Source organism: Cellulosimicrobium cellulans (assembly GCF_006539945.1).
In the GTDB taxonomy this organism is placed as follows: domain Bacteria; phylum Actinomycetota; class Actinomycetes; order Actinomycetales; family Cellulomonadaceae; genus Cellulosimicrobium; species Cellulosimicrobium cellulans.
Genome location: NZ_BJNZ01000008.1, coordinates 146,933 through 157,802, shown reverse-complemented (window position 1 = coordinate 157,802; position 10,870 = coordinate 146,933). Strand labels below are relative to the sequence as shown.

General features: G+C 73.4%; 8 protein-coding genes and 1 pseudogene. 4 read left to right on the top strand and 5 right to left on the bottom strand.

Annotated features, from left to right (window positions below; all coding sequences use genetic code 11):
• The 3 genes from CCE02nite_RS08780 to CCE02nite_RS08770 form a co-directional block, all read right to left on the bottom strand.
• Positions 1 to 2,856 (bottom strand): Ig-like domain-containing protein (locus tag CCE02nite_RS08780; RefSeq protein ID WP_255318739.1); only part of this gene is annotated, 2,856 nt, incomplete at its 3' end.
• 226 nt (positions 2,857 to 3,082) lie between these two features.
• Complete coding sequence (locus CCE02nite_RS08775; protein ID WP_141389266.1) at positions 3,083 to 3,331, bottom strand: hypothetical protein; 249 nt, start codon at positions 3,329 to 3,331, stop codon at positions 3,083 to 3,085.
• Positions 3,328 to 3,945 carry an ArsR/SmtB family transcription factor gene (locus CCE02nite_RS08770; protein ID WP_141389265.1) on the bottom strand — a complete coding sequence of 206 codons (618 nt, stop codon included), beginning with the start codon at positions 3,943 to 3,945 and terminating at the stop codon, positions 3,328 to 3,330. Before CCE02nite_RS08770 ends, CCE02nite_RS08775 begins: the two co-directional genes overlap by 4 nt.
• Positions 3,946 to 4,066: 121 nt before the next feature.
• Here CCE02nite_RS08770 and CCE02nite_RS08765 point away from each other — a divergent pair, with 121 nt between their 5' ends.
• A complete protein-coding gene (locus CCE02nite_RS08765; protein WP_141389264.1) occupies positions 4,067 to 4,912 on the top strand; it encodes an oxygenase MpaB family protein in 846 nt (281 codons plus the stop codon).
• 34 nt (positions 4,913 to 4,946) lie between these two features.
• Here CCE02nite_RS08765 and CCE02nite_RS08760 read toward each other — a convergent pair whose 3' ends face one another.
• Entirely contained in the window at positions 4,947 to 5,402 is a 456-nt protein-coding gene (locus CCE02nite_RS08760; RefSeq protein WP_255318738.1) for a MarR family winged helix-turn-helix transcriptional regulator, read from the bottom strand.
• A 188-nt stretch (positions 5,403 to 5,590) separates the two neighbouring features.
• Between CCE02nite_RS08760 and CCE02nite_RS20980 the strand changes: the two are divergent.
• A pseudogene (locus CCE02nite_RS20980) lies at positions 5,591 to 5,836 on the top strand (MFS transporter); the annotation flags it as partial.
• 95 nt (positions 5,837 to 5,931) lie between these two features.
• Entirely contained in the window at positions 5,932 to 6,822 is an 891-nt protein-coding gene (locus CCE02nite_RS08755; RefSeq protein ID WP_255318737.1) for an MFS transporter, read from the top strand.
• Between the two features lie 60 nt (positions 6,823 to 6,882).
• On the opposite strand, the gene CCE02nite_RS08750 is transcribed toward CCE02nite_RS08755, so the two are convergent.
• Positions 6,883 to 7,359 carry a MarR family winged helix-turn-helix transcriptional regulator gene (locus tag CCE02nite_RS08750; RefSeq protein ID WP_170227261.1) on the bottom strand — a complete coding sequence of 159 codons (477 nt, stop codon included), beginning with the start codon at positions 7,357 to 7,359 and terminating at the stop codon, positions 6,883 to 6,885.
• A gap of 114 nt (positions 7,360 to 7,473) precedes the next feature.
• Between CCE02nite_RS08750 and CCE02nite_RS08745 the strand changes: the two genes are divergently transcribed.
• Entirely contained in the window at positions 7,474 to 10,659 is a 3,186-nt protein-coding gene (locus CCE02nite_RS08745; RefSeq protein ID WP_141389261.1) for an efflux RND transporter permease subunit, read from the top strand.
• Positions 10,660 to 10,870: the final 211 nt, after the last annotated feature.

Below are 10,870 nucleotides of genomic sequence, written 5' to 3'. Positions count from 1 at the left end.
GGCGGGCCGTGCGATGCCGACCTGGACCGTCCCGACCGCGGTGGCGCCGCGGGCGTCGAGCACGGAGTAGGTGAACGTGTCGTACCCGGTCGCGTTCTTGGACGCCGCGTACTCGATCTGGCCGTCCACGACGCGGGCGGTGCCCTTGCCCGCGGGGGTCGCGATGCCGGTGACCTGGACGGAGTCACCGTCGGGGTCGATCCCGTCGAGGGGGACAGCGATGCGCACGCTGGACCCGGACAGCACGCGGGCGTCGATCTCGCGCGGCTGCGGGGGCGCGTTGTCCTCCCCGTCGCGGATGCGGATCGTGACCTGGGCGGAGTCCTCCTGCCCGTTGACGTCGCGCACCCGGTAGATCGCGTACGCGGTCCCGGCCTCGGGACCGGCCTTGAACCGCAGCGTGTCCTCCGAGACGAACGCCTCACCCAGCGCCGGGTCCACGTCCTGCTCGAGCTCGGGCTGCAAGAACAGCTCCAGCCCGTCGGGGTGGGTGTCGTTCTTCAGCACCGGGACCGTCACCACGTCCCCGGCGTGCACCGTGACCTCGTCCGCCGCCGCCTGCGGCGGCTGCAACCGCGTCGGCGCGGGGACGGGGATCACGCGCACCTGACCGGTCGCCGTCTCGGTCCCGTTGGAGGCCGTGTACTCCACCGTCACCGGCGCGTCCAGGCGCCGGATCTCGGTCACCCGGAGCATCTGGTGGGCCAGGATCGCCACCGACACACCGGCGTCGGCCGGGACGCGCACGGACTGGACGACGAGGACGCCGCCGGCGGGGTCGGTGTCGTTGGCCAGGACGTCGACCAGCGTCGACCCGCCCGCCGGGAGCAGGGCGGTATCGGTCACCACGATCGGGGCGCCCTCGGCCTCCGACGGCGGCAGCACGTCCACCCGCACCAGACCCGTGGTCGCGTTCGGGCCGTCGGTGACCTGGTAGGTCAGGTCGTAGGAGCGTGGCTCCATCGACAGGAACGTGAACGTGCCCGCGTCGTAGTTCGGCGTGATCTCGGCCGGGGCGGACTCCGACACCGACGCCAGGCGCAGCTCGTCGTCGTTCGGGTCGGTGTCGTTGCGCAGCGGCTCGACGGTCACCGGCTGACCCGCGGGCACCACCACGTGGTCGTTCACCGCGACGGGCGGCTGCGGACCGGGCACCACGTCGACCAGCAGCTTGCCCTCGAAGGACATCTCGCCGTCGGAGACCAGCAGGGTCACGATCTTGCGGCCGGTGGAGCCGCCGCCGTCGCGGAACTCGACCGTCCCGTCCGGGCGCGAGCGCACGTCGTCACCGGCCACGGTCGCCGCGGCCGAGGCGAGGTAGAGGTCGTCGCCGTCGGGGTCCTTGAAGTACGGCAGCACCTTGATCGTGGCCCGACCGCCCTGCCCGACCCGCAGCACCGGGTCGCCCGTCTGCTCCGGCGCCGCGTTCTCCCCCCACGGCGACACCTTCAGCGTGACGCCGGCCTCGGCCACGCCCCCACGCCCGTCCGCCACCGAGTACCGGAACGTGCCGGTCCCCTCGGCGTCCTCGGGCACCACGGCCTGCAACGCGGCACCGCCCATGATCGCCTGCACCGTCGCGTTGCTCGGGGAGTCCCCCGCGAGCGACGCGGTCATCACGTCCCCGTCGGGGTCGATGTCGTTGCCCAGCACCGGCAGGATCGTCGTGCGCCCGGGGCGCACCCCGAACGAGTCGTCCTTGGGCTGCGGGGGCTTGTTCGGCTGGGTCCGGTCGGCGATGAACTGGTCCACCTGCTCGGGGTTCGTCAGCTCGGCGTCGGACTCCTCGCCCTCGGCCTCCTCCGGCATCTGGACGTCCCAGTCGTCGACCTTCTGGTACTCGTCCGCCGCCATCCACAACGTCCCCGCCGACAGGTCGTTCAGCACGATGACGTGCCGGTTCACCCGGTACTCCAGGCGGGTCTGGGGGTCCAGGCCCTCGAGGCGCTCGTCGACGTCCCGGTCCGTGCCCTCGCAGTCGCGGATCACCTGCCCCGTCGAGGCCCACGCCCCGTAGGTGCAGGTACCGAGCTGGACCGGCGCCGCCGGCACGCCCTGCGCGGCGCGGCGCTGCGCATCCCCACCCTTCAGCGGCTGCGCGACGAGGGCGTCCGTCGTGGCGACCGCGACGACGTCGGAGGACTGCGACGGCTGCTGCAGGCGGGCGTCACCACCGCCCTCGATCGCCACGCTCTTCCCGCCCGGCAGGATCAGGTGCGACGCGGACCGGTCGAGCACCACGGGCTCGTCGCCCACCGCGGTCACCTCGACCTCGGCGCCCTTGCTCACCGGCAGGGTGGTGGACGACGCCTCGCCGTCCGCCGTGCCCTTCGACGTGGTCGCCACCGTCCACAACGTCCCCGTCGAGGGGATCGCCGCGAACACCGTCCCGTCCTGCGACACGGTCAGCGCGCCCTCGCCACCGACCTCGACCACCGGGTCCAGCTTCTCCGCGTCGAACGAGGTCGCGCCGTCGAACGGGAGCACCCACAGCAGGCCCTCCTCGCCGTCGAGGATCGCCGTCGTCGCACCACCCGAGACCACCTGAGCCCCGGCCGGGAGACGGATCTGCCCGTCCAGCTTGAGGTGCGCGACGCTCACCGGGGACGCGGTGCTCGTCCCGGCGTCGTCCAGCAGCACCCGGCCGGCGTCCTGCTGCACGTCGAACGACGCGCTGCCGGCGTTCAGCGTCCCGTCCAGGGCCTGCGACTCGTAGTTGAACCGACCCAGCAGCCCGGCCGACGTCTTCGTCACCCACACGCCCGAGTCGTTCAGGTCCACGTCCGCCGTGGCCTCGCCCTCGTAGAACAGCGCCATCCCCACCAACGCCGTCGAGAACACCGACACGGTGCTCACCGACGCGACGGTACGACGATGCTCGCGGATGCTCGAGAGAAGGCCCACCGATGCTCCCTAAGTTCCTGGTCGGGGCACACGGGACCGCGTCATCCTGTCGAACCGGGATGGCGAGAGAGGAAGGAGACGCGCGTCAGTGCCCACAGAACGCCCCGTCGAGGGTAACCGAGCGGGCCCGGCCCTCGATATGGGGAGGAGTCCCCACGCGGGTGGAATCTCCGGGTGTTCAGGGCAGAAGGGACGCTCGCGACATCGCGGCGCGGTCGAGGGTGAGCTCGGTGGCCGCGTGGAGCCGGTCGGACGACGGCGCCGACGCCGTCCCGAGCGCGACGACGACCCGCTCGCCTCGTGCGTCCGCGCGCGCCGCGGCGCGACGGCGGCCCAGGTCGGTCAGCGCCGAGCCGACGACGACGAGCAGCCGGTCGGCGCCGCGCGGCTCGGCCGTGCGGGGGAGGGTGGGGGAGTACGCGCTCATGAGGGGTTCTCCTTGCCGTCGATGGTGGGGAAGACGTTGAAGTGGATCTGCACGGGCCGCGCACCCGGCGTCCGTTCCTGGCCCTGGAACCGCTGGAGCGTCGCGTCGAGCGCGTCCCAGGCGTCCGCGACCTCGTCCATCTGCTCGGCGGTGAGCCACATGCTGGCCGTCGTGAGGCGTGCCCCGTCGAGCCATCGCGACGGGAGCTCGGAGGAGCGCTCCAGGAAGGCCTGGATCTTGCGGGCGCGGGCGTTCTCGAACTCGCGGCTCACCATCGCACCGGCGAGCTTGGCCGCGGAGTCCTCGGTCTCGTCGTCGGGCATGCTCACGGCGAACCCGCCCGGCGGGCGTTCCCACCACCGCTCCCGGGCCGTGCCGCGGCCGGCGACCTCGCGGACGAGGCCGTGCCGGGCGAGCTGGCGCAGGTGGTAGCTCGTCGACCCGCTGGACTCGCCGACGAGGTCGGCGAGGCGGCTCGCCGTGAGCGCGCCGTGCGTGGAGAGCAGGTCGAGGATCTGGACCCGCAGCGGGTGCGCGAGCGCCTTGAGCTGGGCCGGGCCGAGCGCGGGGTGGCGCTCGGCGCTCAGGGGAGGGTTCTTGCCGTCGGTGCTCATGCGACGAGGCTATCGATCCAAAGACATGTTTGCAAGAGGTTCTTTGCAATTAAGTCTTTGTACCTCGAGCGCCTCCGCGGCGGGCGCGCGAGGTGGGGGACGGGGTGCGAGCATCGACGCCATGACGCACGTCGTGGAGCGGGCCCGGGGTGCGGCCGAGCGCGCGATCTTCCTCCGGGTCGCCGGCCCGGACGCGACCGCCACGAGGGCGCGCATCCATGAGACGCCGGGGCCGCGCTGGTTCGAGCGCGGATCTCCGGTCCAGCGCGTGCACGGCGACGCGTCGATGTTCGTCGGGGGCCTGCGTGCCCTGCTGCTCCAGAGCCTGCACCCCCTGGCCATGGCCGGTGTCGCCGCGCACTCGGGCTACCGGGGAGACCCGTGGGGCCGGCTCCAGCGGACGTCGACCTTCATCGCCGTGACGACCTTCGGCACGGCCGACGACGCGGAGCTTGCGGTCGCGTCGGTCCGCGCGGTCCACGAGCGTGTCCGCGGGCGCGCGCCCGACGGCCGCCCCTACCGCGCGAGCGACCCGGAGCTGCTGCGCTGGGTCCACGTCGCCGAGACCCAGAGCTTCCTCGTCGCGCACCAGTCGTTCGGCCGGGACCCGCTGGACGCGCAGGGGTGCGACGAGTACGTCGCCCAGGCCGCCGTCGTCGGGCGCGCGCTGGGGGTCGAGGACGCGCCCCGGACCCTCCGGGAGCTGGACGCCGCGGTCGACGACTCTCGGCCGGCGCTCTCGCTCACGCCGGCAGCGCTCGACGCCGCGCGGTTCCTGCTGGTCGAGCCGCCGCTCCCATGGCCCGTGCGCCCGGCGTACGCCGGGTTGGCGTCGGCGGCACGCGAGTCCCTGCCGTCGTGGGCTCGCGCCGGGATGCCGCGGGTGCGCGGCCTGCCGGCGCGGTGGGCGCACCCCGCGGGCGCCGCGGTCACGCGGCTGATCCGCTGGGCGCTGCCGTCTCCCTGAGCCGATGCCCCGGGGGCCGCGGCGTCCAGGGGCGCTAGCCGACGTCGCGACGTCGGCGGTAGGCGTCGAGGTCGTCGTTGAGTCGTCCGAGGAGCTCGGCGAGCAGCGCGCGGTCGAGGCGCGACCAGTCGCCCAGCACGTCGGCGTACAGCGCCGTCCGGGCGTCCCGGTGGGCGGCGAGCTCGTCGAGGCCCGTGCTCGTCGGCTCGACCACGACGGCACGTCCGTCGTGCGGGTCGCGCGCACGGCGCGCGTGCCCCGCGCGCTCGAGGGCGACGACCTGCCGGGTGACCGTGGAGGCGTCGAGGCCGAGATGCTCCGCGAGGGCGTTGACGTGGAGCGGGCCGTGCGTCCCGAGCGTGTGGAGCAGGAGGTAGCCGGAACGGTCGAGCGTCCCGCTGCGGCGCGACGTGCCCGCTGCCCCGGAGGCGCGCGTGCGCTCGGCGCGGCGCAGCAGCTGCGCGACCTCCAGCTCGATCGTGCCGAGCACGTCGTGAGCGGCCGCGTCAACTCGAGCGTTCGCACCGTCGGGCGTCGGTCCTGACGCCCGATCGTTTCCCTCGGCAACCTTCATGGGTGTAGTCTACAGATATATACCTGTCACATACAGGTAAATCCTGCCGCCACGGCCATGCGGCCCGGCGACCTCTCCGTCCCCCGATCAGGAAGCTCGACCCAGTGGCCTCCCCGCGCAACGAACCGCACCGCACCGCCATCTACGCGACCGCCCTCACGGCGTTCTTCGCGATCGCCGGCATCGCCGTCGTCGACCCGATCCTGCCGGTCATCGGCGAGGAGATCGGCGCCTCGACGTGGCAGATCGAGCTCCTCTTCACGGCGTACATCGCCGTCATGGCGCTCGGCATGATCCCCGCCGTCATGGCCACGGGGCGCTTCGGCTACAAGAAGATCCTCGCGACCGGCGTGAGCCTCGTCGCCGTCGCCGCGGTGCTCGCGGCGCTGAGCACGAGCATCGGCCAGCTCGCGCGCTGCGCGGCCTGTGGGGCCTCGGCAACGCGATGTTCTTCGCGACCGCGATGGTCCTGCTCGTCTCGCTCGCGAACGACCGCGAGTGGGTCGTCGAGCTCTTCGAGACGTGCGTCGGTCTCGGCTTCGCCGTCGGCCCGCTGCTCGGCGGACTGCTCGGCGGCATCTCGTGGCGCGTGCCGTTCTTCGTGTGCGGCGTGTTCATGCTCGTCGCGCTGCTCGTCTCCGTGACGCGTCTCGAGGACCCGGCCGAGAAGCCCGCGCCCCTGCGGCTCGGCCAGGTCTTCCACCTGTTCCGCAAGCCCGGCTTCCTCGCGCTCGCCGCGGTGACGGCCGCGTACAACTTCTGCTTCTTCGTCGTGCTCGGGTACACGCCCGTCTTCCTCGGGCTCGACGTCGTGCCGCTGGGCCTCGTCTTCACCGCGTGGGGCGTCGGGCTCGCGGTGGGGATCCTCGTCGTCGGGCACCGCCTCGCCCGCCGCGTGGGCGCCGTGCAGACGCTCGGCGTCGCGATCGTCGGCGTGCTGGCCGCGCTGGTCCTGCTGGCGCTCGACCTCGGGACGGCGTGGTCCGTCGTCGTGCTCGTGGGTGCCGGCGTCTTCATGGGCATCGCGAACGCGAACCTCACCGACCTGTCGCTCGCGCTCGGCGACCCGGACCGGCGTGTGACGACCGGCGCGTTCAACCTCGTGCGCTGGGGCTTCGCCGCTCCCGCTCCGGTCATCGCGGGCCTGCTGCACCCGGTCTCCGCCACGGCCCCGTTCTGGCTCGGGGCGAGCGTGCTCGTCCTCGGGGTGGCCGTCTTCCTGGCGTTCGGCCACCGCATGGCGGGCGAGCTCGGCGAGCGCGTGCTGTGGTCGCGCTGGAACCGCCGCGCGCGCACCGTCGAGGGGACGCCCGAGGAGGCGCTGGGCGAGGTCTGAGGGCGCCGGCCCCGAGACGTGAGGATCCGCCCCCGGATCTCGCGACCCGGGGGCGGATCCTCACGTCTCGGCGGAGTCGGCGCGCAGGTCGCGCGCGGCCTCGGTGAGCGCTTCGAGGCCCGTGGTCAGGGCGCGCAGGTCGTCGACGTCGAGCCGGTCGAGCAGGTCCGTGAGCGGCTCGTCCTCCTGGGCCGCGATCCGGCGCACGGCCGCCGCACCGCGCGGCGTCGCGGCGACGAGGCGCACGCGGCCGTCCTGCGGGTCCGGCCGTCGCGTCGCCATCCCCGCGGCCTCGAGCCGGTCCACGATCCCCGAGAGAGTCGCCGGCGAGATGCCGAGCACGTCGGCGAGCCGGTGCGAGCTCGTCTCGCCGTCGAGCTGGAGCACGGCGAGCGCGCGGAGCTGGGGGACCGTGAGCGTCGTGCGGAGCAGCGGCTCGAGCCGCTGGGCGAGGAGCAGGTCGGCGAGGCGGCGCTGCGCCTGCTCGAGGCGCCGCGCGAGCGCCGCGCGCTCGTCGTCGTCGGCGGGGTGGGTCACGGCGCAGACTCTATCGGTGGGAGCGGGAACCATCTCGAGATGCTTCGCGTTACGCTAACGAAATCCGCGACGCCGACGTCGTCTCCCACCCGACCTGGAACCCTTGGAGGCTCCGTGTCCCGCCTCGCCCGGCTGTCGCTGGCCAACCGCGCGCTCGTCGCCCTCGCCACGGTCGCGATCGCGATCTTCGGCGTCATCAGCATGGGGTCGCTCAAGCAGGAGCTCATCCCGAGCCTGCAGATCCCCACCGCCGCCGTCGTCGGCGTCTACCCGGGCTCTGCCCCGGCGATCGTCGAGCAGCAGGTGACCGTCCCCGTCGAGACGGCCGCGCGCGCCGTCAAGGGCGTCGAGGACGTCACGTCGACGTCGTCGACGGGCATGTCCGTGACGACCGTGCAGTTCGCGTACGGCACCGACATGGACGCCGCGGCGTCCCAGCTCCAGACGGCGATCACGCGGCTCCAGTCCCAGCTCCCCGAGGACGTCGAGCCGCAGGTCGTGACGGGCTCCGTCGACGACCTGCCCGTGATCCAGCTCGCGGTGTCCGGCGGCTCGGACGACGCGGCGCTCGCCGACACCGTCACGTCGAGCGTCGTCCCGGCGCTCGAGGACGTCGAGGGCGTGCGCAGCGTCGCGGTGAGCGGCATCGCCGACCAGCAGGTCACGGTCGACCTCGACCCGGCCGCGCTCGCCGCCGCCGGGCTCAGCCCGGCGCAGGTCTCCACGATCCTCCAGGACAACGGCGTCGTGATCCCGGCGGGGACGGTCGCCGACGGCGACCGGACCCTCAGCGTCCAGGTCGGCACGGCCGTCACGACCGTCGACGAGCTCGCCGCGCTGCCGCTCGTGTCCCCGACCGCCGCGCCCGGCACCGCGCCCGTCGCGCTCGGTGACGTCGCGACCGTGACCGCGGGACCCGAGCCCGCGACGTCGTACTCGCGCCTCGACGGCGAGAACGCGCTCGCGGTGGCGATCACCAAGACACCCGCGGGCAACACGGTCGAGGTGTCGCACGCCGTCCAGGACGCGGTCGACGACCTCTCCGGCGTGCTCGAGGCGCAGGACGTGCGCGTCGAGGTCGTGTTCGACCAGGCGCCGTTCATCGAGGAGTCGATCGAAGGCCTCGCGACCGAGGGTCTGCTCGGCCTCCTCTTCGCGGTCGTCGTGATCCTGCTGTTCCTCGCGTCGCTGCGCTCGACGCTCGTCTCGGCCGTGTCGATCCCGCTGTCGCTGTTCGTGACGTTCATCGTCATGAACGCCACGGGCTACACGCTGAACATCCTCACGCTCGGCGCCATGACGGTCGCGATCGGCCGCGTGGTCGACGACTCGATCGTCGTCATCGAGAACATCAAGCGACACCTGTCGTACGGCGAGGAGAAGGTGGGCGCCATCATCGGCGCCGTCAAGGAGGTCGCGGGCGCGATCACCGCCTCGACCGTGGCGACCGTGGCCGTCTTCCTGCCGATCGCCCTCGTGGGCGGCATGGTCGGCGAGCTGTTCCGGCCCTTCGCGCTCACCGTGGCCATCGCGATGCTCGCATCGCTGTTCGTCGCGCTGACGATCGTCCCGGTGCTCGCGTACTGGTTCATCAAGTCCCCGCCCGTCCCGGCCGACCCCGAGGCCGCGCGCCTCGCGGGGGAGCGCGCCCGTGCCACGGCGGAGGCCAAGGAGCGCCGCGGGCTGTGGCAGCGCGGGTACGTCCCGACGCTGCGGGCTGCGCTGCGCCACCCGGCCATCACGCTCGGCGTCTCCGTCGCGATCCTCGCCGGGACGCTCGCGCTCGTGCCACGGCTCGAGACCAACTTCCTCGGCGACACCGGCCAGGACACGCTCACCGTCACCGAGTCGTTCGCGCCCGGCACCTCGCTCGAGGCGCAGGACGCCGCCGCGCGCGACGTCGAGCAGGCGCTCCTCGACGTCGACGGCGTCGCGACCGTGCAGACGACGGTCGGCACCGCGGGCGGCCCGGAGGCCGCGTTCTTCGGCGGCGGGGGCTCCCCGACGGCGACGTTCGCCGTCACGCTCGACGCGGACGCCGACGCCGTCGCGGCCCAGGAGGACGTGCGCGACGCCGTCTCCGGGCTGGGCGGGGAGTCGAGCGAGGGCATCGAGGTCGCCGGGGCGGACGCCGCGTTCGGCAGCTCGACGGTCGACCTCGTCGTGCGCGCCCCCGACACCGACACCCTCGCGGCCGCGGCCGCGGACGTGCAGGAGCTCGCGGAGGACGCCGACGGCGCCGCGCAGGTCACCAACAACCTCGCCGCGGCGCAGTCCACGGTCCAGGTGACCGTCGACCGCGACGCCGCGGCCGCCGTCGGGCTCACCGAGACGCAGGTGGCCGGGACGGTCGCGGGGGCCATGTCGCCCGCGCCGATCGGGACGGTGAACCTCGGCGACGGTCCGGTCCAGGTCCGTGTCCTCGCGGGCGAGGCCCCGGCGACGGTCGCGGAGCTCGAGCAGGTCGTGCTGCCCACCGCGGCCGGGCCGGTCCCGCTCACGCAGGTCGCCGAGGTCGCCGAGGTCGAGGTCCCCACCTCGATCACGCGCGTCGACGGCGAGCGCAGCGCGACGATCTCCGTCACGCCCGCGGGGCAGGACCTCGGCGCCCTCACCACCGAGCTCACGACCGCGATCGACGGCCTCGAGCTCGAGGGCGGGGCGACGGTCGAGATCGGCGGTGTCGCGTCCGACCAGGCCGACGCGTTCGCCGACCTCGGGCTCGCGCTGCTCGTCGCGATCCTCATCGTCTACCTCGTCATGGTCGCGACGTTCCGCAGCCTCCTGCAGCCGTTCATCCTGCTCGTGTCGATCCCGTTCGCCGCGACGGGTGCGCTGCTCCTGCTGCTCGCCACCGCGACGCCCCTCGGCGTGCCGGCCCTCATCGGCCTGCTCATGCTCGTCGGCATCGTCGTGTCGAACGCGATCGTGCTCATCGACCTCATCAACCAGTACCGCGCGCGCGGCCGGTCGCTCGACGACGCCGTCATGGAAGGGTCGCGCAAGCGCCTGCGCCCCATCGTCATGACGGCCGCGGCGACGATCTTCGCGCTCACCCCGATGGCGATCGGCATCACCGGCGGCGGTGCGTTCATCTCCCAGCCGCTCGCGCTCGTCGTCATCGGCGGCCTGCTCAGCTCGACGCTGCTCACGCTCGTCGTCGTGCCGGTGCTGTACACGCTCGCCGAGCGCCGCGGCGAGAAGCGCGCGGCGAAGCGGGCGGCCAAGCAGGAGGCCGCCGCCCAGGCCGAGGCCGAGAAGGCCGAGAAGGCCGCCGCCCAGCCCGTCGCGGAGGGGTAGCCCGCCGAGGTACAGCCCTGAGTGACCGAGGTAGAGCCTTGGTCGACCGAGGAAGAGCCCTGGTCGGCCGAGGTAGAGGTGTGGTCGGTTTTCAGACCCGCGGGGTCGGGTCCGCGGTGGGGGTGGGCTAGGAGCTGCGGCGCCGTCACCCTGGACTTTCGGGCGTGGGTCTTTGGAGCGCCGCTCTGACGCCCTTGCGCATCCGAGCCCA